Consider the following 26,135-nt stretch of genomic DNA (forward strand, 5'->3'; position numbering starts at 1 on the left):
GCGATGGCGTAATGTAGCACTCTCACTTACCAAGGCGCAGGGGCTTACACGCCTGGGATGTGATGGCCAACACAACTGTTTGGCAAAGGTAAAGAAGTGTCGGGTAACGCAACTTGGGGTAGCGTCAGAGGAGCGGCAGGCAGATACTCATGAGCGTCCTTTGGTAAGCCCCGGACAGTGGTCAGGTGATGGTTAAGCATTCGTTAAGTCGATAATTCATAATGTCTTTATTATCACTTAATCTATCCGGTATATATTTGTCAGATATTTTTCCCTATTTGCTTGTGACCTCACTGTTTCTCCAGATGTATTCCGGCAAGATAAGAAAAATTTTGAGTTATCGCGAATGTCGTAAAGGGACGTTTAATCACGCGTTGATGTTCTGCGCGCGCAGGATAATTGACAAGATAGGAGATTGAACATGATATCCGCCAGTACATTTGACTCACATCTTGTTAATAAAATTGCAGCAAGTTTCAGTCAAGCCACTGATCTGGCTGTTGTTGTGGTCAATATTCATGGTGAAGAGATCTCCGACCGCTTCAATTTCACCCAGTTCTGCCAGAAGATGCGCGAAGATCCGGAGCTCTATGCCCGGTGCCGCATGAGTGACCGCTGTGGCGGGCTGGAGGCCTCGAAAGAGAATCGTCCATGTATCTATCGCTGTCATGCCGGCCTGACCGATTTCTCCATACCGCTGGTGATCTCTGGCCACCTGGTGGGCTTTGTATTGTGCGGCCAGGTGCGGCTGCGTAGTGACACCCAGCCCAATCCGATTGCACAGATGGATGAAAAATGGCAAAAAAATAAGGAACTTAGAAAAGAGTATGAGGCTATCCCCGTCGTCGATTATACGAAAATTACTGCCTCTGCCGATCTGCTCAAGCTGATTGTCGATAATTGCATCAAGAGTCAGGTTAACCTGATTGTTATCAATGAAGACGAACCTGAACTGCCTGAGGTAGGACGCAGCAAATCCGGGCCTGTGTATGATCCCAAGATCAAGAAGGCGCTGCGCTACATCGACACCCATTTTTCCGACAAGCTGCGCCTCGAAGACGTGGCCATGCACGTCTATTTGAGTCCATATTACTTCAGCAAGTTGTTCAAGAAGCAGTTGGGGATCGGCTTTAATGCCTATGTGACCCAGCAGCGCATGCACAACGCCAAGCAGATGTTACAAAATAGTGACTGGTCGATCGCCTGTATCGCCAAGAATCTGGGGTTCTCCCAGACCAGCTATTTTTGCAAGGTATTTCGCCAGACCTATCAAATTACCCCACAGATGTATCGTGACATGCTGGTCAATGAATCGGTCATGGCGTGAATCGTTCCGGGCCACATTAATTTGTGGCCCGGCTAGCAAAATAAACAATGAGCCAATGACAATAAATTAATATCACCGCTGCCGCTTAATTCCCCTCTATCCCAATCACGGTGCGGCATCCTCAAATTCCACCGCAATAAATTGTTATCCGGCACCATTTTTTTCTACCGGTTATGCCGGATTGAGCCATTTTTTTGATCTGTGAGAAGGTATAGTCCCCACTAAGCGGTAGACTCCATAGCGACTGCACTTTGTAGCACTGATGATCAATAGATTAATGATGAGATAAACAGTTACCGATTCGACGAACAAGTGACGGCACTGCCGTCAGGGAAGTGAGGTGAGAACCCTCCGCAGCCCCCGCTGCTGTGAAGCCGACGACCCTGTTATGCACCACTGAACCTGCGGGTTTGGGAAGGAACAGGGAAGAGTGACGCTAAGCCAGAAGACCGACTTGTTCGCCTGACATCAACTCCTTCGGTGGGAAGCGGGTTGCGTGCCTGACTTACAGCATAAGGCTGCAAGTTACCGCTCGTTACAGCCCGCAACCCGACCCAAGAGTCGGGTTGTTGTTTTTTGGCAGAGGAGTGATAGCGGGCATGAAAGGATTTCTGATCGGGGCAACCAGCAGTGGTTGCGGCAAGACCACCATCACCTTGGGGCTGTTGCGGGCACTGGCTCGCCGGGGTCTGAGTGTGCAGCCGTTCAAGGTGGGACCCGACTATATCGACACCGGCTGGCACCAGCAGGTGAGCGGCGTGGCATCGCGTAATCTCGATGCCTTTATGCTGCCCGAGGCCACCCTTAAGGCGCTGTTTTATCACCATGCGGCCCACAGCGACGTGTCGGTGATTGAAGGGGTGATGGGGCTGTTTGATGGCTACGGTCTCGACCCTCATGATTGCAGCAGTGCCGGTGTGGCGCGCACGCTCGATTGCCCGGTGATCCTGATTGTCGATGGCAAGGCGGTCTCGACCTCGGCCGCCGCCACCGTGCTCGGCTTTCGTCAGTTTGACCCGGCATTGCGACTCGCCGGCGTTATCGTCAACCGGGTCAACTCCGATGGCCATTATCAACTCCTCAAGCAAGCTATCGAGCGCTACACCGGTGTGCCGGTGCTGGGCCGGGTCCCGGTGATGAGCTCGGTGTCGCTCCCCTCCCGCCATTTGGGGCTGGTAACGGCCAAAGAGGCGCGCGATCCGGCGCTGGAAGCCCAGTGGAATGCGCTGGCCGATGCGCTGGAGCAACATCTGGATCTCGATGCGCTGCTGGCGCTCTCAGAACTGCCGACGCGCGCTGCGCAGCCGCTCTATCCGGCCGAGTTGCACGGGTATGGCGAAGGGCTCACGCTGGCGCTGGCCGATGATGAAGCCTTCAACTTTTACTACCCCGATAATCTGGAGCTGCTTCAGCACGCCGGTGTGCGCATCGTGCGCTTTAGTCCGCTGCGCGATAGCGCGCTGCCTGACTGTCAGATGATCTATCTGGGCGGCGGTTACCCAGAACTCTTCGGCGAGCAGCTGGGTGCCAATAGCGCCATGCGCTCGGCCATTGACGCGGCGCATCAGCGCGGCGTGGCCATCTATGCCGAGTGCGGCGGCTTGATGTACCTCGGGCAGGCGCTCACCGATGCGGCCGGCGCCCGCTGGCCCATGGTCGGCGTGCTGGCAGGAGAGAGCACCATGACTCACTCTCTCAAACGCTTTGGCTATTGCGAGGCGACCGCCAAGGCCGACACCCTGCTCGCCGCCGCCACTGACACCCTGCGCGGGCACGAATTTCACTACTCTGATTTTTCCGGCGGTGATGAGTGTGTGTTTGCCATGCAAAAGGAGCGTGATGGCGTGGTGCAGTCGCGCTGGGAAGGGGGCTATCAGCGGGGTAATACCTTGGCGAGTTACCTGCACGTCCACTTTTTGCAGCAGCCTTTGATGCTCAAACACTGGATTGACCGGGCAAGGAGCAGCCGATGACCAGCCTGCTCTACGGCGTCAGTTTTCTGCTCGACCTGCTGCTGGGCGATCCGCCGCACTGGCCGCACCCGATTCGCTGGATTGGCAATCTGATAAACCGCTTGCAAGCCTTACTACGCCGGCACTGCCACAGCGAAACCGCCCTGTATGGCGCAGGCGCTCTGCTCTGGCTCGGCGTGGTGGGCACCACCTATATCGTCACCTGGGGCGTCATTGCCCTGCTTGGCGCCATCCATCCCTGGCTTGGGCTCGCAGCCACCGTCTGGCTGACCTACACCATTCTGGCGGCTCGTTGCCTGCGTGATGCCGCCATGGGGGTTTACCGGGCGCTGCAATCGGGCTCGTTGGAACAGAGTCGCCGCGAGCTCTCTTATATCGTCGGGCGCGATACCGCCTCGCTGGATTGTACCCAGGTCAGCCGCGCCGTGGTTGAAACCGTGGCCGAGAACACCGTCGATGGCGTGATTGCGCCGCTGTTCTGGCTGTTTATCGGTGGCGCGCCACTTGCCATGGCTTACAAGGCGGTCAACACCCTCGATTCCATGGTGGGGTATCGCAACGAAAAATACCGCGCCATCGGCTGCGTCTCGGCGCGCATGGACGATCTGGCCAACCTGATCCCGGCCCGGCTGGGCTGGCTGCTGCTCTCGCTGGCGGCCCGGCTGCTCGGTTTGCGCGGCCGTGATGCCTTGCAACTTGGCTGGCGCGATCGCTATCAGCACAAGAGTCCGAACAGCGGCTGGTCAGAAGCCACCGTCGCCGGTGCGCTCGGGGTGCGGCTCGGTGGCCCCAGCACCTATTTTGGCGAGCGGGTCGAAAAGCCCTGGCTGGGTGAAGAGCGCCGCGCGCTGGAGCCTGGCGACATTCTCACCACCATTCGCCTGATGTACCTCTCATCCACCCTGGCCTTCTTCCTGTTTGCCCTGGCCGCCTTTGTGCTCAAGGAGCTTGCCCTATGAATTACATCACCCAACCGCAGCAAATTGAGCAGGAGAGCTTTGTCATCATCGGTGACATTGTGCGTGCCGAGCGCCCTGACTACCGTTTTGCCAGCGAGTTGCATGAAAAGATCATCAAACGCGCCATTCATACCACGGCTGATTTTGACTGGCTCGACATCCTGACCTTCTCGCCCGATGTGCTTGAGTGCATTGAGGCATCCCTGCGCGCAGGTGCCACGCTCTACACCGACACTACCATGGCGCTCTCTGGCATTAACAAAACCCGTCTGGCCGAGTGGGGTTGTGAGGTGAAATGCTTCGTGGCCCATTCCGAGGTGGCCGAGGTGGCCAGGGCCAAGGGGATCACTCGCTCCATGGCGGCGGTCGATCTGGCCATGAGTCAGCCCGGCCCCAAGCTGTTTGTGTTTGGCAATGCGCCGACCGCCCTGTTCCGGCTGCTGGAGATCTGCCATGACGATCCCGCATTGATCTGCCCGGTAATTGGCGTGCCGGTCGGGTTTGTCGGGGCGGCGGAATCGAAACAGGCGCTCGCCGAGAGCCCCTTGCCTCATATTGCGGCTCTCGGGCGCAAAGGGGGCAGCAATGTGGCGGCGGCGATCGTTAACGCCATCCTTTATCACCTGTCACAGGCACGGTCATGAGCGAGCCGCTGCACGCCCCGCAAGGGCCGACCGGTCTGATTGACGAGACGGTCTGGCACAAGGGCAAGGCCTATCGCAAGGGCTATACCACCGGCTCGTGCGCCACGGCGGCGGCCAAGGTGGCGGCCTTGATGGTGCTGCGTCAGCAGATCATTCATCAGGTCTCTATCGTGACCCCCTCTGGCGTGACGTTGCAGTTGAATGTCGAGCAGCCACTCATTCACGGTCATGAAGCCTCGGCCGCCATTCGTAAAGACGGCGGTGACGATGTGGACGCTACCCACGGCATGCTGATCTATGCCCGGGTGATCTTGCGCAGTGACAACCTGATTACCCTCGATGGCGGGGAGGGGATTGGCCGGGTGACCCGCCCCGGTATTGGCCTGCCGATTGGCGAGGCTGCCATCAACCGCACTCCGCGCCAGACCATTGAGGCCGCCGTGCGCGAGGTACTCGGCCCGGGTCGCGGCGCCGATGTGGTGATCTTCGCGCCGGAAGGGGTGGAGCGGGCGCAGCGCACCTACAATGGCCGGCTCGGTATCGAAGGGGGCATCTCGGTGATCGGCACCACCGGCATCGTGACCCCCATGTCGGAGGAGAGCTGGAAGCGCTCGCTGGCTATCGAGCTGGAGCAGTGCCGCGCCGAAGGGCACGACAGCGTGATCCTGGTGCCCGGCAATCATGGGGAGCGCTTTGTCGCTGCCCATCTCTCGGGCGTGAGCGCGCCGGTCATCACCATGAGCAACTTCGTTGGCTACATGCTGCAAGAGGCCGAGCGACTGGCATTTCGCCATGTGCTGCTGGCCGGTCACTTGGGCAAGCTCATTAAGGTGGCCGCCGGGGTGTTTCATACCCACAGCCACATTGCCGATGCGCGCATGGAGACCCTGGTGACCCAGCTGGCCTTGCTCGGCGCCCCCCACTCACTGCTGCGCGATGTCTATCACTGCCTGACCACGGAAGCGGCCATGGAGCTGGTTGAGGCGGCCGGTTATCAGGCCGTCTATGACGCGATAGCCCTGCGCGCCGTGGCGCGGGTGCGCGAGATGCTGCGCTATTCGCCCGCCCCCTTTGGCTGCGATGTGGTGCTGTTCTCTCTTGATAATCAGCCGCTTGGCATGAGCCGGCCGCTGCCCGACATTGCCGAGGTGCTCGCATGATCAGCGTGGTGGGCATCGGCCCTGGCGATAGCCAATACCTGACCGCAGCGGCCAAAGCGCTGATTGATGATGCCGATTATCTGGCCGGTTGGCCGCGTGCCCTGTCGGCGTTCGCCGGTGTACGCGCCCAGATGCGGCCGATTGGCAGCGATCTCGACGCCTTGATCGCCTGGCTCGATGCGGTGCGCTCGCACAAAGTGGTGGTGCTCGCCTCGGGCGATCCGCTGCTCTTTGGCATCGGCAAGCGCATTGCCGAGAGCTTGCCGCCCGCCAGTTGGCAAATCGTGCCGGGGATAAGCTCAGTGCAGTACCTGTTCTCGCGCATCGGGCTGGATATGAACGATCTCTATGTCACCAGCAGCCACGGTAAACAGCCCGATTTCGATTTTCTGTTCAGCATGCCCAAGGTGGCCATGGTGACCGATCAGCTGATCGGCCCGCGCCAGATTGCCGATGCCCTGCAAGCGCGCGGGCTCAGCCGCACTCTTTATATAGGAGAGAACCTCTCCTATCCCGATGAACGCATCCATTGCCTGCGTCCCGCCGATGTGGCGCCGCAATATGCCATGAACGTAGTGGTGATCCTCGATGAAGGACAGTGAATTTCAGCGCGCCGAGCGCGTGCCCATGACCAAGCAAGAGGTGCGGCTGGTGGTGCTGGATCGCCTCGAGCTTAGCAACGCCCGCTGCATGGTGGATATCGGTGCTGGCAGCGGCAGTGTCGCTATCGAAGCGGCGCTGCGCCACCCACAACTTTCGGTGGTTGCAATCGAGAAAAACCCGGCGGCGCTGGCCCTGATTGCCGAGAATGCCGAGCGGCTGGGGTGCCGCGATCAGCTCTCCATTATCGATGCCTATGCCCCGTGCGAGCTGGATGTGCAGGCTGATGCCATCTTCATCGGCGGCAGTGGCGGCAATCTGTGCGAACTCATTGACTGGTCGCTGGAACGCCTGCTGCCCGGTGGCCGCCTGGTGATGAGTTTTATTTTGCTGGGCAATCTCTCGTCGGCCCTTGAGCATCTGCGCCGCCGTGAGGTGACGGCGCTCGAGTGCAGCCAACTGCAGATCTCCCAACTCACGGCGCTTGGCACCGGCGAGTATTTCAAACCGAATAATCCCGTTTTTGTCATTGCCTGCCAGCGCGCTGCCGCGTGCCCCGCAGGGTCTTTGGAGGTTGTCGATGACTGCTCACTGTGATCCCTCTCTGGTCTATTTCGTTGGCGCAGGTCCCGGCGACCCTGAGCTGATTACCCTCAAGGGCCACCGCCTGCTCGGTCAGGCTGACGTAGTGATCTATGCCGGCTCACTGATAAACCCGGCGCTGCTTGATTACTGCAAGGCGGGGGCATCGTGCCATGACAGCGCCGAGTTGAGCCTTGGCCAAATCATCGATTTGATGGCGAGCGGCGTGGCCGCTGGCAAGCTGGTGGTGCGGCTGCAAACTGGCGATCTGTCGCTCTATGGCTCGATTCGCGAGCAGGGCGAAGAGCTGGCCAAGCTTGGCATCGGTTTTCGCTCGGTGCCGGGAGTGAGCTCATTTTTAGGCGCAGCCTCCGAGCTTGGTATCGAATACACGGTGCCGGAGGTGTCGCAAAGTCTGGTGATCACCCGGGTCGCGGGGCGCACGCCGGTGCCCGAGCGTGAATCACTGCGCGCCTTTGCTGCGCACCAGACCTCGATGGCGATTTTCCTCTCGGTCAAAGAGATCCGCGAGGTGACCGAGCAGCTTATCGAAGGCGGGTATCCAGCCAACACGCCGATTGCCGTGGTCTACAAGGCCACCTGGCCGGATTGCCAGATCTTGCGGGGCACCCTTGCCGATATCGCCGTGCAGGTGCGTGAAGCGGGCATTCGCAAGACCGCGCTGATCCTGGTCGGCGCCTTCCTTGGCGATGAGTACCACTACTCGAAACTCTATGACGCAGGGTTTAGCCATGAATATCGTCACGCCTGAGTCGATTGCCGTGTTCTGCCTGACGCCGGGGGGCATCCGTCTCGCCCGTCAGTTGCAGGCACATCTGCCGCTCACCTGCTACTGCAGCGACAAGCTGCTCGAAGCGGGGTTTGAGCCCTTTGTCGGCAACTTTGCCAAGACGGTGGCGCAGGCGTTTCACACCCACACCGCCTTGATTGTTATCGGGGCTACCGGTCTCACGGTGCGGGTGATTGCGCCGCTGCTAAAAGACAAGCTGACCGACCCTGCGGTGGTGGTGATTGATGAGCGCGGTCGCCACGTCATCAGTCTGCTGTCGGGGCACGTAGGGGGCGCCAACGCCCTGACCCGCTATCTGGCCGGGGTGCTGGGGGCCGATCCGGTGATCACCACCGCCACCGACGTCAACGAGCTGGCGGCCCTCGATACTCTGGCGGTGCAGCTTGATGCCGACATGCACGACTTTCGCGATAGCGTCAAACAGGTCAACCACCTGCTGGTCAGCGACGGCCGGGTGGGATTGTTCTGGGATCACGGCTCGCTGCCCGAGCCCGGCGATCACTGGCCGGTCGAGCAGTGCGATACCCGTGGTTTTATTGCGGTGGCGTCGCTGGCCGAGCTGCCTGCCAATCTCGATGCGCTGGTCTGCGTGACCTTGCGCGGCACCTTGCCCGAGCTGCCGCTACCGGTCTACAAGCTGGTGCCACGCCGGGTGGTGGTCGGGATCGGCTGTCGGCGCGCCACCTCGTTTCAGCTGCTGGTGTCGCTACTGACCCAGCAGCTGGAGAAGTACCAGTTCGACCCCTTGGCCCTCAAGGCCATCGGCAGCGTCGAGCTCAAGGGCGATGAGCCCGGATTGCAGCACCTGTCGGCCTGTTGCCGGGTGCCTTTTAACCTGTTTGCGGTGAGCGAACTGCGCGAGCACGAGCACCGTTTTCCTCAATCGGACTTTGTCCGTCAGACCATCGGGGTGGGAGCGGTATCGCAACCGGTCGCCTGGCTGATGAGCAATGGCCACCTGGTCGGAGAGACCCTGCGCGAGCAGGGGGTGACCATTACCTTGGGAGTAGCCCACTGATGTTGTATGTGATCGGGATTGGCCCCGGCAGCGAAGCCACCATGACCCTGGAAGCCCTAGACGCTCTGAAAGAGGCCGAGGTGATCGTCGGTTACAAAACCTACACCCATCTGGTGAAGGGATTAACCGGTGATAAAGAGGTGATCAAGACCGGCATGTGCAAGGAAATTGAGCGCTGCCAGGCGGCCATCGAGCTGGCACAAGCCGGCCGCAAGGTGGCGCTGATCAGTAGTGGCGACGCCGGTATTTACGGCATGGCCGGACTGGTGCTGGAGCTGGTGACCAAGCAGCAGCTCGATGTGGAGGTGCGCCTTATCCCCGGCATGACCGCCAGCATTGCCGCCGCCGCCCTGCTCGGTGCGCCGCTGATGCACGACTTTTGCCATATCAGCCTAAGCGATCTGCTCACCCCCTGGCCGCTGATTGAAAAGCGGATTGTGGCAGCGGCCCAGGCCGATTTTGTCATCTGTTTTTACAACCCGCGCAGCCGCGGCCGCGCCGATCACCTGGCGCGCGCCTTTGAGTTGATGGCCCCTTACCTCAAACCGACCACGCCGGTCGGGGTGGTCAAGTCGGCCAATCGCAAGAAGCAGGAAAAGTGGATCTCCAGCTTCGCCGAGTTTGATTTCGAGCCGGTGGACATGACCAGTCTGGTGATCGTCGGCAACCAGAGCACCTATGTGCAAGATGGCTTGATGATCACCCCGCGTGGCTATGCCGTGCCGCACGGTGATGACGAGTCGGCTTGTGGACGCGAGGAGTAACGCGGTGGCGGCGATCCATCTGTTTGGTGGCACCAGCGATGCCCGCGCCCTGTGCGCGGTGCTGGACCAACTGCAGCTCGACTACAGCGTGTCGGTAGCCACCGACACCGGACGCGAGCTGGCGGGGGATATTGGCGGTTCGGTACATGTAGGCCGCCTCGATGAGCCAGCCATGATTGATTGGCTCGCCACGCGCGGCGTCAAGTGGGTGATTGATGCCGCTCACCCCTATGCCAGTGCGCTGCATGCCAATATTCGCGCCGCCTGTCAGGCACTTGATCTGCGCCTGCTGCGCTTTGAGCGCCCCAGCGAGATTGAGAGCATCGTCCATCCGCTGCTCACCGTGGTCGATGACATCGCGGCGGCCTGTGAGGTGGCGCGTAGCCTGGGTGAGCGGGTGCTACTCACCACCGGCAGCAAGGATCTGGCCCGTTACCAGCACGCCCTGCCTGAGAAGTTGCTGCTGGCGCGGGTGCTGCCGACATCGACAGTGCTGGCCGAGTGCGAGGCGCTCGGCTTTGGGGTGGATCAGATCATCGCCATGAAGGGGCCCTTTGATGCGGAGCTCAACCGTGCACTCTATCGCGCCTGTCGCTGCGATCTGGTCATTACCAAGGAGTCAGGCGCCGAAGGGGGATATCAGGAGAAGGTGCGTCCCTGCCTTGAGCTGGGCATCCCCTGCATCGTCATTCGCCGCCCTCATACCGAACATGATTCACGGTGGGGAGAGATCATCTCTACCCCGGATGCATTGAAAACCTGTCTGGCCGCTGGCCATGAAGGGAGTGAACAATGAAAAAAGCCCTGTTGGTTATCAGCTTTGGTACCAGCTACCCGGATACCTGCGAGAAGAATATCGTCGCTTGCGAGCAGCGCCTGGCGGCAGCGTTTCCTGATCGCACCCTGTTTCGCGCCTTCACCTCCGAGATGATCATCCGCAAATTGGCCAAGCGCGATGGCCTGCATATCTGCAACCCGCAGCAGGCGCTGGCCGAGCTGGCTGCAGCTGGCTATCAGGATGTGCTGATCCAGTCGCTGCATGTGATCAATGGCGATGAGTTCGAGAAGATTGTCACTCAGGTCGATGCATTTCGCGCTCGTTTTCTCAAAATCGGCATCGGCTTGCCGCTGCTCAGTAGTCACGACGATTTCGAGCAGTTGATCGATGCCATGCAGGCGCAGGCGCCGCAATTGGCCAGCGACGAGCGGGTGGTGTTTATGGGCCACGGCGCAACCCATCACGCCTTTGCCGCTTACGCCTGTCTTGATCACATGCTGATGACCCGCAACCTGCCGCTGCTGGTGGGGGCGGTAGAGAGCTATCCCGAAATCGACACCGTGGTGGCGCGCCTCAAGCGCGATGGTGTGCGCAAGGTGCACCTGATGCCGCTGATGCTGGTGGCGGGCGATCACGCCATCAACGACATGGCCTCCGAAGAGGAGGACTCCTGGAAGACCCAGCTGGCCAATGCCGGGATCACGGCGGTGCCCTGGCTGCAGGGACTGGGAGAAAATCCCTTGGTGCAACAGATGTTTGTCGAGCATCTGCAGGCAGTGTTGCAACAGCAGGAGGAGGCGGCCTGATGCAGGGAAAACTCTACGCCATCGGCACAGGCCCTGGCAGCAGCGATCTCATCACGGTGCGTGCCGCCCGCCTGCTTGGCACGCTGGATGTGTTGTATGCCCCGGCCGGTCGCCGTGGTGGTGACAGTCTGGCGCTCTCCATCGTGCGTGAATACCTGGGGCCGCAGGTTGAGGTGCGCGAGCGCCACTTCCCGATGAGCACCCATGGTGACGAAAAAGAGCAAGTATGGGACAGCGTGGCCGAGGAGATGGCGAGCGACGTGGCGGCCGGTCGTCAGGTCGGGTTTGTCACCTTGGGCGACGCCATGCTCTTTAGCACCTGGGTCTTTTTGCTCGAACGCTTGCAGGGGCGGGTGCCCATGGTGGTGATCCCCGGTGTCACCTCGTTTGCCGCCATAGCGGCGCGCGCGGTGTTTCCCCTTGCCATGGAGCAGCAGAGCATGGCGGTGGTCTCTTGCACCGCGCCCGAGGCTGAGCTTGAACAGGCGCTGCGCCAACACGGCTGCATCGTGCTGATGAAAGTCTATGGCCGCTTTGCCATGGTGCGGGATTTACTGGCGCGCCTGGAGCTGCTGCCCCACGCCCTGCTGATGGCCGAAGCCTCATTACCGACCGAGCAGTGTTTCCGCTCACTTGGCGAGATTGGTGACGACGTAGCACTGCCCTATTTCTCCACCATTGTGGTTAACAAAGCGTGGCCGAGTGTCACGTCCAGGGAGGTTGTATGAAACACGGTTCAGGTTTGTCTCTTTTGGCCAGGGCGCTGCCCTGGGCCATCGCCTTGGCGCTCTTGCCGGCGCCAGTCATGGCCATGCACATCATGGAGGGTTTTTTGCCGCCCTATTGGGCGCTCTCCTGGTGGGTGCTGTTTATTCCGTTTCTGATCCTCGGCCTGCGCCGGCTGGGCGAGATTGTCCATGATGACAGCCATCAGAAGGTGCTGTTGGCGCTGTGCGCTGCCTTTATCTTCGTGCTCTCGGCGCTCAAGATGCCGTCGGTAACTGGCAGCTGCTCGCACCCGACCGGGGTGGGGCTTGCCATCATCCTGTTCGGGTTTCGCATTGTCTCGGTGCTCGGTGGTATTGCCCTGTTGTTCCAGGCGCTGCTGCTGGCTCACGGTGGCTTGACCACGCTTGGGGCCAACGGCATGTCGATGGCGGTGCTCGGCCCTCTGGTTGGTTATCTGATCTGGGTTGCCGCCAATCGCCTGAACCTGCGCCGCGATGTGGCGGTATTCCTCTGCGCCTTTGCCGCCGATCTGTTTACCTATGCGGTGACCTCGCTGCAGTTGGGGCTGGCGTTTCCCGACCCGCAGACCGGCATTGCTGGCGCGTCGCTTAAATTCCTCGGGATCTTCTGCCTGACCCAGGTGCCGATCGCCATTGCCGAAGGGTTGTTGACCGTTCTTATCTATGACCAGCTGACCAAGCGTCACCTGATCCCAGCCGGAGCCCATTAAGATGAAAAAGACCCTGATCTTGTCTCTGTTGGTGGTGGCCCTGTGTATCGTGCCGTTTTTTATCTCTCACGGCGGTGATTTCAGTGGCTCGGATGGTCAGGCCGAAGCGGCGATTGGCCAGCTCTCGCCGGACTACAAGCCCTGGTTCCAGCCCCTGTTTGAACCGGCCAGCGGCGAAATCGAGAGCCTGCTGTTTACCCTGCAAGGGGCGCTGGGCACGGCGGTGATCTTCTACATCTTCGGTTTTTATCACGGCAAGCGTGCCCGTGATAAAGAGCAGATGCGCGATGCTGATCATCGATAAGCTGGCCTATCAGAGCCGCTGGCTGCATGTAGAGCCGCGCCGCAAGGCGCTGCTCTATGTGCTGCTGATGGTGCTGGCCTTCAGCTGTCCGCCGCTGGTTCAGATGGGGTTGCTGGCGGGGATGGTGCTGCTGACCTGTTATTTGCTAAACGTCACTGTGCTGCGCTATCTGCGCTGGCTGCTGGTGCCGCTGTTTTTTCTGGCCTTCGGGCTGCTTGGCATTGTCTTTTCGGTGGCGTGGTCACCGGCCGTGCCACTGCCTCATGCACTGCAGCTGGGGCCTCTGGTGCTAGGTCCCGACCAAGTTGGGCTCGACACCGCCTGGCATACCCTCTGGCGCAGTCTGGCTGCACTGGCAGCCACCTATCTGTTTGTACTGACCACCCCGTTTAACCAGCTGATCGTGCTGCTCAAGTTCTGCCGCATTCCGACCTTGCTGCTTGAGCAGATCATGCTGACCTACCGCTTTATTTTCATCCTGATTGAAGAGGCGATGGCGATTCATCAGGCGCAGACCCTGCGCTTTGGTTATGGCCGCCTTGGTAACAGTTATCGCTCGCTGGCCATGCTGGTGGGCATGCTGCTGGCGCGGGTCATGGAGCGCCACACCCGGATGGAAACCACCTTGGATGTGAAGCTGTTTACCGGAGAATTTCATCTATGAGCCTCTCGACGAGCGATCTCTCGGTCGGTTATCAGCGCGATGTCGCGGTATTGCACAGGCTCAATCTCGACTTTTCCCGTGGTCAGGTGACCGCCATTCTCGGCGCCAACGGCTGCGGTAAATCCACCCTGTTTATGACCCTGCTTGGCATCCTCAAACCCCAGTCGGGGGAGGTGCGCTGGCAGGGCCGGCCGATTGGCTATGGCAAAAAAGAGCTGCGTGCATTGCGCCAGCGGGTCTCGATGGTGTTTCAGGACCCGGATCAGCAGATTTTTTACACGGACGTCGAGAGTGATATCGCCTTTGCCCTGCGTAATCTCGGCATGAGTGAGGCCGTGATCGCCAGCCGCATTGAACAGGCGCTGGCGCTGGTCGATGGCACTGCGCTGAAAGCGATGCCGGTGCAGTACCTAAGCCACGGTCAGAAAAAGCGGGTTGCCATCGCCGGCGCCCTGGTGCTTGAAGCGGACATGCTGCTGCTCGATGAGCCCACAGCCGGGCTTGATCCGGCCGGTCGCAGCCAGATGATGGCGCTGATCCGGCGCATCAGTGAGTCGGGCCGCCGGGTGGTGGTCTCAAGTCATGACATCGATTTTATCTACGAGGTGTGCGACTACCTCTATGTCCTGAGCAAGGGGCACTTGCTCGCTGAGGGAACTCGGCGCGAGGTGTTCTTGCAGCCCGACATGCTGAGTCGGGCCGGTTTGGTACAGCCCTGGCTGGTGCGGCTGCATCAAGAGCTCGGATATCCCCTTTACGAGAGCGAGCAGGCGTTTTTTGACAGTGCCCGACACGCTCATGGCAAGCAACACAAGGAGGCGGTATGACCCTGTGCGTCATGATCCAAGGCACGGCGTCTGACGTCGGCAAGAGTGTACTGGTGGCGGGCCTGTGCCGCATTTTGGCTCAGGACGGCCACAAGGTGGCGCCGTTTAAGGCGCAGAACATGGCGCTTAACTCCGGCATCACCGCCAGCGGTGACGAGATGGGCCGCGCCCAGATTTTTCAGGCCGAGGCAGCCGGCATTGCCCCTGATGTGCGGATGAACCCGGTGCTGCTCAAACCCACCTCGGATCGCAAGTCCCAGGTGATCGTGATGGGCAAGGTATTGTGCGACATGGACGCAGTCACCTACCACGAGTTCAAGCCGCGTCTGCAGGCGCGCATCGACGAGGTGTATCACTCCCTGGCCCGCGAGCAGGATGTGATCGTGCTGGAAGGGGCGGGCAGCCCGGCCGAGATCAACTTGCGCGATCGGGACATCGTCAACATGGGGATGGCCGAGCTGATAGATGCGCCGGTGATCCTGGTGGCGGATATCGATCGCGGCGGCGTGTTTGCCTCGATTTATGGCACCCTGGCGCTGCTACCCGAGGCGGAGCGCGCTCGCATCAAGGGGGTCATCATCAACAAGTTCCGCGGTGACGTGGCGCTGCTGATGCCCGGCATTCGTCAGATTGAGGCGCTCACTGCGGTGCCGGTGATCGGGGTGATGCCCTATCTCTCCTTGACCCTCGAAGATGAGGATGGGGTGGTGCTGCAACCGGGGAGTCACAAATACCGCCAACAGCAGACGCGCGACCTCGACGTGGTGGTGGTGCGGGTGCCGCACATCTCCAACTTCACCGATTTCAATGCGCTGGCGGCCCAGCCCGACGTCACGCTGCGCTATGTGAACTCGCCCGCCGAGTTGGGCTCGCCGGATCTGCTGATCCTGCCTGGCAGCAAAAACACCTTGGGCGATCTGGCGTTTCTCAACCAGAGCGGCCTGAGTGCGGCCATTATCGCCGCCCATGGCAACGGCGTGCCGGTTATCGGCATCTGCGGCGGGTTCCAGATGCTGGGGCGTCGCCTGATTGATGGGGTGGAGTCCGGCATCGACGAGATGCCCGGCTTGTGCCTGCTCGATTGCGAGACCGTGTTTGCCCGTGAAAAGGTGACCACCCAGGTACACGCCACCGTGGTGTCACAGGCGCACTGCCTGCTGGCTGGCTGCTCTGGGCTGGCCGTGGAAGGCTACGAGATCCACATGGGAGAGACCGAGCGAGCGGCCGGTGTGACCCCCTTTACCCGGTTGTCACGGCGTAACCGCGCCGAGGTGTCCATCGAGGAGGGCGCCATCAGTCAGGACGGGTTGGTAGCGGGCACTTACATCCACGGCATTTTTGATGCGCCGCACTTTACCCGCGTGCTGCTCAATACCCTGCGCCAGCGCAAGGGGTTGGCGCCCATCGAGGGCGAGCCGTTTGATTATCACGCCTTTAAGAACGAGCAGTTCGATCAGCTGGCCGCCGCCATGCGCCAGCATCTCGATATGACGGCCATCTATCGCATTATCGAGCGTTGCGAGCTGCCCGCTTGCCACGAGCCTTGTGAGGAGCATGCATGATCTTGATTACCGGCGGTGCCCGCAGTGGCAAGAGCCGTCTGGCCGAGCAGTTGGCCGCCCGCTGCGGCGAGCGGGTGCTCTATATCGCCACCTCGGTGGTGACCGATCCCGAGATGGCCGAGCGCATCGCCCTGCACCGGGCCAGTCGTCCGGCGCACTGGTCAACCCATGAAGGGTTTGCCGGGCTCGGTGAGGTGGTGCGCCGCGACGGACCGCAGCATGACGCTATCATGCTCGAGTGCATCACGACCCTTATCACCAACCTGATGTTTGCCCATGCCGGTGACACACCGCCCGAGCAGATGGATTTTGCCGCCATTGAGGCGCATATCGGGCAGGAGGTGGATGCCCTGATCGCGGCGGCCAGTGAGTGCAAGGCGCCGCTTTATCTGGTCACCAACGAGGTGGGGTTTGGCATCGTACCGGATAACCTGCTGGCACGGCGCTTTCGTGATATCGCCGGGCGCATCAATCAGCGTCTGGCGGCCGCCTCGAGCGAGGTGTGGCTGGTGATCTCGGGTGTCGAGATGAAGATCAAGGGGTAGTCATGCGTGCCTATCTGGCCATTCTGCAGTTTATGACCCGCATCCCGGTGCCGGCGCGCTGGACGGCGTCGTTTGATTTTTCGCGCACCCACGAAGGGGTGATCTGGTTTCCGCTGCTGGGGCTCACCGTCGGCGTGATGGGGGCGGCGGCTTACGCTCTGGGTCTCTGGCTGCTTGATCCCTGGCTGGCGGCCGCCTGCTATTTGCTGGCGCTGGCGCTGGTCACCGGCGCGTTTCACCTCGACGGGCTGGCCGATACCTGCGATGGCCTGTTTTCGGCGCGAAAGCGCGAGCAGATGCTCGAGATCATGAAAGACAGCCGGCTGGGCACCAACGGCGCGCTGGCGCTGCTGCTTGCCGTGCTGTTTCGCCTGTTGGCGGTGATCCATTTAAGTAGTGAGCAGACGCCGCATCTATGGGCCCTGCTGGTGGCGGCGCCGATTGCCGGGCGAGCGCTGATGGTGCTGCTGATGCACCATCAGCGCTATGCCCGCGAGCAGGGGCTCGGCAATGTGTTTATCGGCAAGGTGAGTGACCGTCAGTGTGTACTTACCCTGTTGCTCGGCCTGCTGCTGGTCACACTGCTTGGCGGTGGTCGCGGCGCGCTGGCGTTTCTTTTGACCGCGTTGTTTGCGCTGGCCTATCGGCGTTTTGTGGTGTCACGGCTCGGTGGCCAGACCGGTGACACGCTGGGGGCCGGCAATGAGCTGTTTGAAGTGTGGTTTTTACTGATGTTGTGCTGATTGAAAACGCCTTACGGTGAGCCAGTGGCGCCTTGCGTGTTGACGGTACCGGCTCGGAATTTCATACAGGGGCAGTGCGCTGCCCCTTTTGCGAGTTGGTAGCAAGGGAGAACAACGCAATGCTGACGTTAGAGCATCTGGTGCACCTGATCCGGCCATTGGACGAGCCGGCCATGCAGTTGGCCCGCCATCATATCGATGGCCTGTTCAAACCGGTGGGAAGCTTAGGGCGCCTTGAAGAGCTGGCTGTGCAACTGGCCGGGATCTACCGCACCCCCGATATTCACCCCGGCGCCAAGGAGATCATCGTCATGGCGGCCGATCATGGCGTCTTTGACGAGGGGATCGCGGTCACCCCGCGTGAGGTGACGGCGAGCCAGGCACTGAACATGACGCGCGGCCTGACCGGCGTCTGCGCCTTGGCTGCGGCCAGCGGCGTCAAGGTGCAGATTGTCGATATCGGTATCGACAGCGAGCCGCTGCCCGGGATGCTGAGTCTCAAGCTTGCCCGAGGCTGCGCCAATATTGCCAAAGGCGCCGCCATGAGCCGCCATGATGCCGAGCATCTGCTGCTGGCGAGCGCCCGGTTTGCCATGGACAAAGTGGCCTCTGGCGTGCGGGTGCTCGGTGTCGGGGAGCTCGGCATTGGCAACACCACCCCGGCGGCCGCCATGGTCAGCGTGATGACTGGCGCCGCGCCCGAGCAGGCCGTGGGCCTGGGCGCCAACTTCCCGAGTCACCGCCTGCATCACAAGGTGGAGGTGGTGCGAAGCGCCATTGCGGTCAATCGTCCCGATGCCAGCGATGGTATTGATGTGCTGGCCAAGGTGGGCGGGTTTGATCTGGTCGGCATGACTGGTGTGATCTTGGGCGGTGCGGCAGCAGGGGTGCCGGTGGTGCTCGACGGGTTTCTCTCTTATGCCTGCGCCCTGGCGGCGTGTCGCATTGCACCCGGCGCCTGGCACTATCTGGTGCCCTCTCACCACTCGGCCGAGAAGGGCTCGCAGCTGGCGTTGGCGCACCTTGACCTTAAGCCCTTTATCCACCTTGAACTGCGCTTGGGGGAAGGGAGCGGCGCCGCCATGGCCATGCCGTTTATCGACGCCGCCTGCGCCATGGTCCAGCGGATGGGCCGCATGGCTGACAACCATGTGGAGCTGCCCCGACCGGCTTGATGGGCAGAGCGACGCCGCTTTGCAAATCGATGAAGACGTTATTGCAGCGGCCGCGCCACCGCCCACAGGGTACGCACATCGACACTGGCCATGCCGGCGGCGCGGGCGGCGGTGAGTCCGGCGTCGGCATCTTCAAACACCAGACAGTCGGCGGGGGCAACCCCGAGCCGCTCGGCAGCCAGCAGGAAGGTGTCGGGCGCCGGTTTGGGATTGGCCACCTGATCGGCGCCGATCACCACCTCAAGCGCGCTATCCAGACCCAGCCCGGCCAGAATGCGGCGCGCCATGTCGGTGTAGCAGCCGGTACCGACCGCCATCGGCCGTTGGCCAAGATGGGGCTCGACCACACCGGCGACCAGCGGGGTGGCGCTTAAGGTACTCGGCAGCAGCTGATAAAAGCGCGCATCGCGCCGTGTCACCACCGCCTTCACATCCACCGTCATACCCGCTTCGCGGGCCAGGATCTCGACCGTATCGGGGATCGGCACCCCACCGAGTTGCTGCATCCGCTCGGCGGTGTAGGGAATGGCAAAGTGATCGAGGGCGTGCTGCCAGGCCAGATCATGGGCCTGCAGGGTGTTGGAGAGGGTGCCGTCGAGATCGAAGATCCAGGCGCGGTATTGCCGATAGTGGGCGAGATCAAACATCAGTGATTCCTGAGCTGCAATGGGATGAGGGCCACGCCGATTGTAACGGCTGAGGTGAGCAGGACAAGTGCCGCCACCGCCGTTTTAGCGCGCCGTGAGTTCAGCCACCGTCATGGTAAAGCGCAGCGGCGTCTCTGCGCTATTGGCGTAATGGTGCGGCACATCGGTTCTGGCCACCAGAGATTGTCCCGCCTTGACCTGCCACTGCTCACCATCAATGCCGATGGTCAGGATGCCCTGCTCGACATGAAACAGCTCGACGGTCCCTGTCGTATGCCCGTCGGAGTCAAAGCGCTCACCCGGCGCCATCTCCCACTGCCATAACTCAATCATATCCGGCCCCGTGGTCCCGGCCAGTAAACGGGCGGTGCCGCCAAGCGGGCCGTGCCACAGGGTGGGGATCTCGGGGGCATCGATAAGATGAACCGCCGGCTCACTGCTGACATTGACCAGATCGGCGACCGACAGCCCGAGGGCGGCCGAGAGCTTGCACAGAATGCCGATGCTGGGGTTGGCACTGCCTTTTTCGATCTCTACCAGCATGCCCTTGCTGATGCCGGCGCGGCGCGACAGTTCATCGAGCGAGAGCTTGCTGATTTTACGGTAGTTTTTGATTTTTCCTGCCAGTGCCTGCGAGATGGTGTCGACATCTGCGCCGGTCATTATATTGACTTTTTTGGTCATTGGTCGTTATCTTGATACAAAATGGTCACCAAAGGATTCTCCAATGTTCCCTGTCATACCGTCAATAGATCCCCGTTTGGCTAACCTGGCGCCCGGTTTTCGGGCCCTCAGCATCAGTGTGCGCGGCGCTGAGATGATCCATCCCGAGGTGGGCGCGGCCGCACTGGCGCATGCCTGCCAAACCTTCACCACCTCGGCCCCCTGGGCAGAGGCGCATCTGCAAGCCTGGGCCGAGGTGTTTCGCCGCTTTGGTGCCAAGCCGCAGCGCACGCCTTGCTCGGCCGACGCACTGAGAAAGCGGGTGCTGCGTGACGGCACCATGGCAAATATCGATCCGGTGGTCGATCTCTATAACGCGGTCAGTATTCGCTATGCCATTGCGGTTGGCGGGGAGAATGCTGCGGCCTATGTGGGCACGCCGACCCTGACGCTGGCCGATGGCAGCGAACTGTTTGATACCATCAAAGAGGGGGCGCCAGCCCATGAACATCCGGATGCCGGTGAGGTGGTTTGGCGCGATGACCTTGGGGTGACCTGCCGGCGCTGGAACTGGCGTCAGGGCGTGCGTACCCGCCTCGATGCTCACGCCAAAGAGATGTGGTTTATCCTCGAAAGCCTGCCCGAGATGCCACTTGATGCACTGCATGCGGCCGGTGAAGAGTTGATGAGTGGACTGCGGCAGATGATGCCGGGCGCCGAGATCGAGTCGATGCTGGTGGGCGTCTAAAGCGTGGGAGCTTAACGCACGCCCCCTGCCACCATGCGCGCCCGGTGCAGGCGCGGGTAGTGCTGGCAAAACGGGGGACGTGAGAGCAGGGCCGCGATTCGTTCACGGTCGTGGCGAGCGGGATCAAGCAGCAGCCCAACCACGGTGCCGCTGTGCGCCACATTGAGGCCAAGCAGCGCCTCCTGCTCAACCAGCGCGAGCAGTTCGCTAAACAGCGGTTTAACCAGCAACCTCTGGCTGGCGATGGCGCTTAATGTGGTGGCCTGGCCGAGCTCACGGGCATCGGCGTTCCGGGCGGCCAACTCCATATGGTGCCAGGCTCTGGCCAGCAGTGGCGCGCCTTCGAGCAGCGGAGCGCGGCGATCCCGGCGGTGATAGTCGCTGGTGAGCAGTCGCTCCGGGCTTTCCAGAATCAGCAGCTCCACCTCGGGTAGCCAGTCATGGCGCGCCAGCACAGCACCGGCTTTGTGATCAAACAGGGTCAGCTCGCGAAACAGGGTGCTGTCGGTGGGCTCGAGCCCGACGCACAGGGCAGCCAGGTCGGATTCCGAGAGTTCATGGCCGAGATGCCGGGCGGTGGCCTGCGCCGTCGCGGCGATATCGGCCGTGCTGCTGGCCATCCCCTTGCCAACCGGGATGGTGGAGTCCACCTCGATACGCAGTCCATCCCCAAGTGCTGCGGGTAAGTGCAGGTGGCGCAGCACCGCACCGAGCATGGCACGCATCCGTGGGCGTTCGCGCTCAAGCGGCGTACCCTCTCGCACCTCGACCGTGCTAAACCAGTCGATGGGGCAGGAGACCAGATGCTCGCCGCCGCGCACCCAGCCCTGAATGAGCTCACCGCAGGACGCCGGGCAGCAGGCCTCAGCCATGACGGGGCTCCCACAGGGCTGCCGTTTCCAGCACCGCCGTCATGGCGGCGACCAGCGTGCGGTTCTCCTCATGGCTGCGAATAGCCACCCGGTAGTAGTGCTGATCCAGCCCCGGATAGTTGGCGCAGTGGCGGATAAGCACGTTGTGACAAAGCAGCGCCTGTTGCAGCTCCAGCGCCGCAGAGCAGCTGCGTAAAAAAAGGTAGTTGGCGGCCGGCTGCCACACCTTGATGCCCGGCAGACGCGACAGGGCATCAAACAGATAAGCCTGCTCGCGCGCCAACCATTGATAAGTGGCGACCCGGTAGGGGTCATCAGCCATCACCACTTCGCCGGCGAGCGCCGCAAACGCATTGATAGTCCAGGGCTCGCGGTCGCAACGCATGGCATCGAGCGTGGCGATGTCAGCGCTTAGCAGATAGCCCAGACGCAGCCCGGGGATGGCGTAAAACTTGGTGAGCGAGCGCAGCAGATAGAGGCGTGGATGATCGGCCAGCATGGCCACCAACCCTGTTGCCCCGGCAATAAAATCGATAAACGACTCATCGACAATCAGGGCAATACCGCGCTCATGGCAGTGCTGCACAATGCGCCCGAGCAGGGCTGCATCGGGCTGCTGGCCGGTCGGGTTGTTGGGCGTGCACAGAAACAGGCAGTCAATCTGCTCATCGAGCACAGAGAGCAGGGCGTCGGTGGGCTGAAAATCATCGGCTTCATTGAGCTGCACATCGATGATGTCGCAACCGATGCGCTCCAGCGCCCGGCGATACTCGGCAAAGCCCGGCACCGGCAGCACGGCGCGGCGCGGCGCCAGCTTGGCCACCAGAGAAAAAATCAGCTCGGTGGCGCCGTTTCCGGCCATGCACCACTCGACCGGCGTTTGTGTGTGGCGGGCGATGGCGCGGTGCAGATGGCGATACTCGATATCGGGGTAACGCTCGGCCAGTGCCAGGTTATCCACGATCGCCTGGCGCAGGGAGTCGGGCATACCGAGCGGATTGATGTTGGCGCTAAAATCGATGATCTCGCTGGCATCCAAGCCATGGCGCTCGGCGATCTCCAATACATTGCCACCGTGTTGCGCTGCCCTTGCCATCCTCACACTCCGCCTGTGTCCACAAAGGGCGTTATGCTAGCGCAGCCAGCGGTTCGGTCACAACCGGCGCCATCTCATCGAGCGTGAAGGCGGTTGGCACGAACTGCAGCAAGGTGTGCAGCTGCACCACTTCGCCAATCACGATCAGGGCCGGGGCCTTGATCTGTTGACGCTCGACCTCGTCAGCTAAGGTGGCGAGGGTGGCGGCAGCAATACGCTGAACCCGATGGCTGGCATACATGACGGCGGCCGCCGGGGTGTCGCTGCGCCGGCCATGGCGCATCAGCTCGCCGCAGATGTGCTCAAGCTGGCTCATGCCCATCAGGATCACCAAGGTGCCCTGCAGGCGGGCCAAATGCTCCCAATCCTGCGGCTCTTTGCCTTGTTGCAAGTGGCCGGTGACCACATGAAACGAGGAGGCGTGATCGCGGTGAGTCACCGGGATCCCGGCATAGGCCAGCCCACCGATGGAGGAGCTGATGCCCGGAATCACCTCAAACTCGACGCCGGCGCGGGCCAGGGTCTCGACCTCTTCACCGCCACGGCCAAAGACATAGGGGTCACCCCCTTTAAGGCGCACCACGTTGCGGCCACGCTGGGCGTGAGTCACCAGGATCTGGTTGATCTCCTCTTGCGGGATCGGGTGGTTGTTGGGGGTTTTGCCCACATTGATGCGCTCGCATCCGGCCGGCACTTCGGCCAGCAATTCACGGCACACCAGACGGTCATACACCAGCACGTCGGCGTTGCGGATACAGTGCAGTCCTTTCACGGTGATAAGGCCGGGATCGCCCGGGCCGGCACCGACTAACCATACTTTGCCTGTCATCGTCATACTCTCATCACGTCGCGGGCAATCATCAGCTCTTCGTTGGTGTTGATCACGGCGATCCGCACCTTGGCCGACGGCTGCTCAATAAAGGTCTGGTTGGCATTATTGCGCGATTGGTCGAGCGAAATACCCAAATAGGACAAGTTTTCGCAAATGGCCGCACGCATGCTGCGAGAATTTTCCCCAATCCCGCCGGTAAAAATAAGAGCATCAATACCACCGAGCTGGGCTATGTAGCTGCCGATCACGGCGCGGATGCGTGCCGCAAACATCTTCAGCGCGAGCGCCGCCCGCTGGTTCCCCTCGCTGGCGGCTTTCTCCACGTCGCGGCAGTCGTTGGAGACGCCGGAGATCCCGAGCAATCCCGACTCGTTGTTGAGCAGGCGATTAAGATCGGCCGGACGTAACTGCTCGCACTCGGCGACAAAGGGCAAAATCGAAGGATCGATATCACCGGCGCGGGTGCCCATCATCACCCCGGCTTCCGGGGTAAATCCCATCGAGGTGTTGACCGAGCGGCCCCCCTCGATGGCGCAGAGGCTCGAGCCGTTACCCAGGTGACAACTCACCAGTCGCAGCGATGCCAGAGGCTGGCCCATCTGCTCGGCGCAGATGGCCGCCACGTATTTGTGGCTGGTGCCATGAAAGCCGTAGCGGCGCACCCCAAGCTCGCTGTAGTAGCGATAGGGCAGTGGATAGAGATAGTGCTCCGGCGCCATGCTCTGGTGAAACGAGGTATCAAACACCGCCACCGCCTTGGCGTTTGGCAGTGCGTGCAAAAAGGCGCGAATACCGACTGCATTGACCGGATTGTGCAACGGGGCCAGCCGGCCGAGATCGTCAATCTTGGCCAGCACGGCCGGGTCGATGCTTACCGAGTCACGAAACGCCTCGCCGCCGTGGGCCACCCGGTGCCCGACGCCGCCAATCTCATCGAGCCGATGGATGATGTGATGATCCAGTAAGCCCGCAAGCAGCTGCTCCACCGCCTCCTGATGGGTGAGAACGGCGTGGGTGCGAGCTATCTTCTTGCCCGCCACCTCCATGGTGAAGATGGCGTCTTGCTTGCCGATGCGCTCAATCAGTCCGCGCGTGATCACCTGCTCTTGCGGCATGGCAAAGAGCTGAAATTTAAGCGATGAGCTGCCGGCATTGATGGCCAGGATCTTGTCGAGGGATGAAGAAGGTGAAGACATGAATACTCCGCGTGGTCAGCTGTCAGTTCAAATAATCGAGCAAGGGGGCAATGCCCTCTCGCGTCAGGGCCGAGGTGACAAACAGGGTGTGGGCACCGGCGAGCTGCAACTTGTCACGGGCGGCCTCCAGCGCGGCGGCATCCTGACCCTGATCGGCCTTGGTAATGATGCCGATCACCGGTTTGTTGAAGACCGAGGCAAATTGCGGGGCAAAGAAGGATTGCGGGTGATCGGCGCTTTGCACCAGGGCCACCACGTCGGCGTCGTAGGAGGTGGTGATCAGCGCGCTATACAGGCAGCGGTTCTCCAGATATTCGCCGGGAGTATCGATGGCCAGATCGGCATAATCGATCGCCTGGGTCTTGTGATAGGAAAGCGGCTCGCCGCGCAGGCACTGCATCAAACTGGTTTTGCCACACTGGCTCTGGCCTATCAGCATCAGTCGCTTCATGGCATCAGGTCCGGGTCAGCTCGCAGGCGCTGAATTTCATCTGATGACCGAGTACATGGATCACCTGACGCAGGGCATACTCCACCGCCGAGACGTCGCCGGTAATGACCACGGCGCCGGTGAAGCGGTCGATAAAACCGATACTGACCGCGCCCGACTTGGTGGTGATGTCGCTGGCGATGATCGCCGCCTCACTTGGGGTGATGGTGAGAATGCCGATGGCATTGGCCGCCTCATTGAGGCCGAGCTTTTTGTAGAGCTCCTTGTTGGGGTTGGCAATCAGGTGCGCCAGGGTGATCTGTTTGCCCGGCACATACTCCTGAATCACGCGCTCTTTGGTGGTCTCCAGCATGGGGCTCTCCTTGGGTTACAGCAGTTGTTGCCACAGGGCTTCATGGGGCCGGGGGATCACGGTGCCGTGCACCAGCAACCCCTTTTCCCCCGCGCTCTGACTGGCGGCGCGCACGGCAGTGTTGGCATCGGACACATCGCCATTGAGCACCAGATAGCACTTGCCGCCAATGCCAAAGGCCATGTGGATCCGCACTAGCGTGATGTTGGCGGCTTTGACCGCGCTATCAGCAGCGGCCACGCACGCCGCCACGCTGAAGGTCTCCACCACGCCGATGGATTGGCGTTTATCCACCGGAGTGACGCCGCTGATGGCAGGCAAAATGGAGGGGTGAATATTGGGCAGCACCATGCTATCGACCTTCATATGACCGGCCTGTTGCTCGCCGCTTTTGACCGACTGCTGCACCGCCGTGACATCGCCGCCCACCATGATGAGGTACTTGCCGGGGCAGAGGGTCTTGGCACTGAGTAGCGTGACGTTGGCGCTTTTGAGCATCACGTCGGTGACCTCGATGCCCTTGGCAATACTGTTGAGCTCTACCATTCCTATTGCGTGATACATGATGGTTGTTTCT

The 26,135-nt window shown here is 61.1% G+C and carries 31 protein-coding genes and 1 riboswitch; of the genes, 22 read left to right on the forward strand and 9 right to left on the reverse strand.

The features are described from left to right. Positions 1–421: 421 nt before the first annotated feature. The 21 genes from BW958_RS01925 (at position 422) to cobT (ending at position 18,701) form a co-directional block, all read left to right on the forward strand. Positions 422–1,327: a transcriptional regulator PocR gene (locus BW958_RS01925; protein ID WP_076573761.1), complete on the forward strand. Its 906-nt coding sequence runs from the start codon at positions 422–424 to the stop codon at positions 1,325–1,327. Positions 1,328–1,620: 293 nt separating this feature from the next. Continuing rightward, a riboswitch (cobalamin riboswitch) is annotated at positions 1,621–1,800 on the forward strand. 126 nt (positions 1,801–1,926) lie between these two features. Continuing rightward, complete coding sequence (locus BW958_RS01930) at positions 1,927–3,300, forward strand: cobyrinic acid a,c-diamide synthase CobB (RefSeq protein ID WP_076573763.1); 1,374 nt, start codon at positions 1,927–1,929, stop codon at positions 3,298–3,300. Beyond that, positions 3,297–4,259, forward strand: a complete 963-nt coding sequence (gene cbiB / locus BW958_RS01935) for an adenosylcobinamide-phosphate synthase CbiB (protein ID WP_076573765.1) — start codon at positions 3,297–3,299, stop codon at positions 4,257–4,259. The genes BW958_RS01930 and cbiB overlap by 4 nt, the downstream gene beginning before the upstream one ends. After that, the gene (locus tag BW958_RS01940) at positions 4,256–4,903 is read left to right on the forward strand and encodes a cobalt-precorrin-8 methylmutase (protein WP_076573767.1); all 648 of its coding nucleotides are present in this window, start codon (positions 4,256–4,258) and stop codon (positions 4,901–4,903) included. Before cbiB ends, BW958_RS01940 begins: the two co-directional genes overlap by 4 nt. Beyond that, a complete protein-coding gene (gene cbiD / locus BW958_RS01945) occupies positions 4,900–6,063 on the forward strand; it encodes a cobalt-precorrin-5B (C(1))-methyltransferase CbiD (RefSeq protein ID WP_076573769.1) in 1,164 nt (387 codons plus the stop codon). The genes BW958_RS01940 and cbiD overlap by 4 nt, the downstream gene beginning before the upstream one ends. Further along, positions 6,060–6,665 (forward strand): cobalt-precorrin-7 (C(5))-methyltransferase, encoded by a 606-nt coding sequence (locus tag BW958_RS01950; protein WP_076573771.1) that lies wholly within the window; start codon positions 6,060–6,062, stop codon positions 6,663–6,665. Before cbiD ends, BW958_RS01950 begins: the two co-directional genes overlap by 4 nt. Next, positions 6,652–7,260, forward strand: a complete 609-nt coding sequence (locus BW958_RS01955) for a decarboxylating cobalt-precorrin-6B (C(15))-methyltransferase (protein ID WP_076573773.1) — start codon at positions 6,652–6,654, stop codon at positions 7,258–7,260. Before BW958_RS01950 ends, BW958_RS01955 begins: the two co-directional genes overlap by 14 nt. Then, positions 7,244–8,017 carry a cobalt-precorrin-4 methyltransferase gene (locus tag BW958_RS01960; protein ID WP_076573775.1) on the forward strand — a complete coding sequence of 258 codons (774 nt, stop codon included), beginning with the start codon at positions 7,244–7,246 and terminating at the stop codon, positions 8,015–8,017. Before BW958_RS01955 ends, BW958_RS01960 begins: the two co-directional genes overlap by 17 nt. After that, positions 7,998–9,074: a cobalt-precorrin 5A hydrolase gene (gene cbiG, locus BW958_RS01965; RefSeq protein ID WP_076573777.1), complete on the forward strand. Its 1,077-nt coding sequence runs from the start codon at positions 7,998–8,000 to the stop codon at positions 9,072–9,074. Before BW958_RS01960 ends, cbiG begins: the two co-directional genes overlap by 20 nt. Then, complete coding sequence (locus BW958_RS01970) at positions 9,074–9,838, forward strand: precorrin-3B C(17)-methyltransferase (RefSeq protein ID WP_076573779.1); 765 nt, start codon at positions 9,074–9,076, stop codon at positions 9,836–9,838. Before cbiG ends, BW958_RS01970 begins: the two co-directional genes overlap by 1 nt. Before the next feature lie 4 nt (positions 9,839–9,842). After that, positions 9,843–10,634 carry a cobalt-precorrin-6A reductase gene (locus BW958_RS01975; protein ID WP_218641724.1) on the forward strand — a complete coding sequence of 264 codons (792 nt, stop codon included), beginning with the start codon at positions 9,843–9,845 and terminating at the stop codon, positions 10,632–10,634. After that, the gene (locus tag BW958_RS01980) at positions 10,631–11,422 is read left to right on the forward strand and encodes a sirohydrochlorin cobaltochelatase (RefSeq protein WP_076573783.1); all 792 of its coding nucleotides are present in this window, start codon (positions 10,631–10,633) and stop codon (positions 11,420–11,422) included. The genes BW958_RS01975 and BW958_RS01980 overlap by 4 nt, the downstream gene beginning before the upstream one ends. Beyond that, on the forward strand, positions 11,422–12,150 hold the full coding sequence (locus tag BW958_RS01985) for a cobalt-factor II C(20)-methyltransferase (RefSeq protein WP_076573785.1): 729 nt from the start codon (positions 11,422–11,424) through the stop codon (positions 12,148–12,150). Before BW958_RS01980 ends, BW958_RS01985 begins: the two co-directional genes overlap by 1 nt. Then, the gene (locus BW958_RS01990; protein WP_076573787.1) at positions 12,147–12,881 is read left to right on the forward strand and encodes an energy-coupling factor ABC transporter permease; all 735 of its coding nucleotides are present in this window, start codon (positions 12,147–12,149) and stop codon (positions 12,879–12,881) included. The genes BW958_RS01985 and BW958_RS01990 overlap by 4 nt, the downstream gene beginning before the upstream one ends. Position 12,882: 1 nt before the next feature. After that, positions 12,883–13,185, forward strand: a complete 303-nt coding sequence (locus BW958_RS01995) for an energy-coupling factor ABC transporter substrate-binding protein (protein ID WP_076573789.1) — start codon at positions 12,883–12,885, stop codon at positions 13,183–13,185. Continuing rightward, on the forward strand, positions 13,169–13,849 hold the full coding sequence (locus tag BW958_RS02000; protein ID WP_076573791.1) for an energy-coupling factor ABC transporter transmembrane protein: 681 nt from the start codon (positions 13,169–13,171) through the stop codon (positions 13,847–13,849). Before BW958_RS01995 ends, BW958_RS02000 begins: the two co-directional genes overlap by 17 nt. Next, entirely contained in the window at positions 13,846–14,676 is an 831-nt protein-coding gene (locus tag BW958_RS02005) for an ATP-binding cassette domain-containing protein (RefSeq protein WP_076573792.1), read from the forward strand. Before BW958_RS02000 ends, BW958_RS02005 begins: the two co-directional genes overlap by 4 nt. Next, a complete protein-coding gene (locus BW958_RS02010; protein WP_076573793.1) occupies positions 14,673–16,238 on the forward strand; it encodes a cobyric acid synthase in 1,566 nt (521 codons plus the stop codon). Before BW958_RS02005 ends, BW958_RS02010 begins: the two co-directional genes overlap by 4 nt. After that, the gene (gene cobU / locus BW958_RS02015; RefSeq protein WP_076573794.1) at positions 16,235–16,783 is read left to right on the forward strand and encodes a bifunctional adenosylcobinamide kinase/adenosylcobinamide-phosphate guanylyltransferase; all 549 of its coding nucleotides are present in this window, start codon (positions 16,235–16,237) and stop codon (positions 16,781–16,783) included. The genes BW958_RS02010 and cobU overlap by 4 nt, the downstream gene beginning before the upstream one ends. Positions 16,784–16,785: 2 nt before the next feature. After that, entirely contained in the window at positions 16,786–17,526 is a 741-nt protein-coding gene (cobS, locus tag BW958_RS02020) for an adenosylcobinamide-GDP ribazoletransferase (protein WP_076573795.1), read from the forward strand. Between the two features lie 119 nt (positions 17,527–17,645). After that, entirely contained in the window at positions 17,646–18,701 is a 1,056-nt protein-coding gene (cobT, locus tag BW958_RS02025; RefSeq protein WP_076573797.1) for a nicotinate-nucleotide--dimethylbenzimidazole phosphoribosyltransferase, read from the forward strand. Positions 18,702–18,739: 38 nt separating this feature from the next. On the opposite strand, the gene BW958_RS02030 is transcribed toward cobT, so the two are convergent. Both BW958_RS02030 and BW958_RS02035 read right to left on the reverse strand, forming a co-directional pair. Next, positions 18,740–19,348 carry an HAD family hydrolase gene (locus BW958_RS02030; protein ID WP_076573799.1) on the reverse strand — a complete coding sequence of 203 codons (609 nt, stop codon included), beginning with the start codon at positions 19,346–19,348 and terminating at the stop codon, positions 18,740–18,742. 84 nt (positions 19,349–19,432) lie between these two features. Next, entirely contained in the window at positions 19,433–20,011 is a 579-nt protein-coding gene (locus tag BW958_RS02035) for a helix-turn-helix domain-containing protein (protein WP_256701772.1), read from the reverse strand. A gap of 64 nt (positions 20,012–20,075) precedes the next feature. On the opposite strand from BW958_RS02035, the gene BW958_RS02040 reads away from it, so the two are divergent. Beyond that, a complete protein-coding gene (locus tag BW958_RS02040; protein ID WP_076573803.1) occupies positions 20,076–20,759 on the forward strand; it encodes a B3/B4 domain-containing protein in 684 nt (227 codons plus the stop codon). A gap of 11 nt (positions 20,760–20,770) precedes the next feature. Here the strand turns inward: BW958_RS02040 and BW958_RS02045 are convergent, their stop codons facing one another. From BW958_RS02045 to BW958_RS02075, 7 genes are read right to left on the reverse strand one after another with little or no spacing between them, the layout of a single operon-like run. Beyond that, positions 20,771–21,631, reverse strand: a complete 861-nt coding sequence (locus tag BW958_RS02045; RefSeq protein ID WP_076573805.1) for a GHMP family kinase ATP-binding protein — start codon at positions 21,629–21,631, stop codon at positions 20,771–20,773. Continuing rightward, the gene (cobD, locus tag BW958_RS02050; RefSeq protein ID WP_076573806.1) at positions 21,624–22,727 is read right to left on the reverse strand and encodes a threonine-phosphate decarboxylase CobD; all 1,104 of its coding nucleotides are present in this window, start codon (positions 22,725–22,727) and stop codon (positions 21,624–21,626) included. The genes BW958_RS02045 and cobD overlap by 8 nt, the downstream gene beginning before the upstream one ends. Before the next feature lie 31 nt (positions 22,728–22,758). Then, positions 22,759–23,556: a uroporphyrinogen-III C-methyltransferase gene (gene cobA, locus BW958_RS02055; RefSeq protein ID WP_076573808.1), complete on the reverse strand. Its 798-nt coding sequence runs from the start codon at positions 23,554–23,556 to the stop codon at positions 22,759–22,761. Positions 23,557–23,558: 2 nt separating this feature from the next. Beyond that, entirely contained in the window at positions 23,559–24,755 is a 1,197-nt protein-coding gene (locus BW958_RS02060; RefSeq protein WP_076573810.1) for an acetate/propionate family kinase, read from the reverse strand. Positions 24,756–24,777: 22 nt separating this feature from the next. Continuing rightward, the gene (locus tag BW958_RS02065; protein ID WP_076573812.1) at positions 24,778–25,206 is read right to left on the reverse strand and encodes a EutP/PduV family microcompartment system protein; all 429 of its coding nucleotides are present in this window, start codon (positions 25,204–25,206) and stop codon (positions 24,778–24,780) included. 4 nt (positions 25,207–25,210) lie between these two features. Continuing rightward, positions 25,211–25,558 carry an ethanolamine utilization microcompartment protein EutS gene (eutS, locus tag BW958_RS02070; RefSeq protein ID WP_076573815.1) on the reverse strand — a complete coding sequence of 116 codons (348 nt, stop codon included), beginning with the start codon at positions 25,556–25,558 and terminating at the stop codon, positions 25,211–25,213. A 15-nt stretch (positions 25,559–25,573) separates the two neighbouring features. Next, positions 25,574–26,122, reverse strand: coding sequence for a BMC domain-containing protein (locus tag BW958_RS02075; protein WP_076573817.1), 549 nt, complete (start codon positions 26,120–26,122; stop codon positions 25,574–25,576). Positions 26,123–26,135 lie beyond the last annotated feature (13 nt).

Source organism: Aeromonas sp. RU39B, assembly GCF_900156095.1.
GTDB lineage: Bacteria > Pseudomonadota > Gammaproteobacteria > Enterobacterales > Aeromonadaceae > Aeromonas.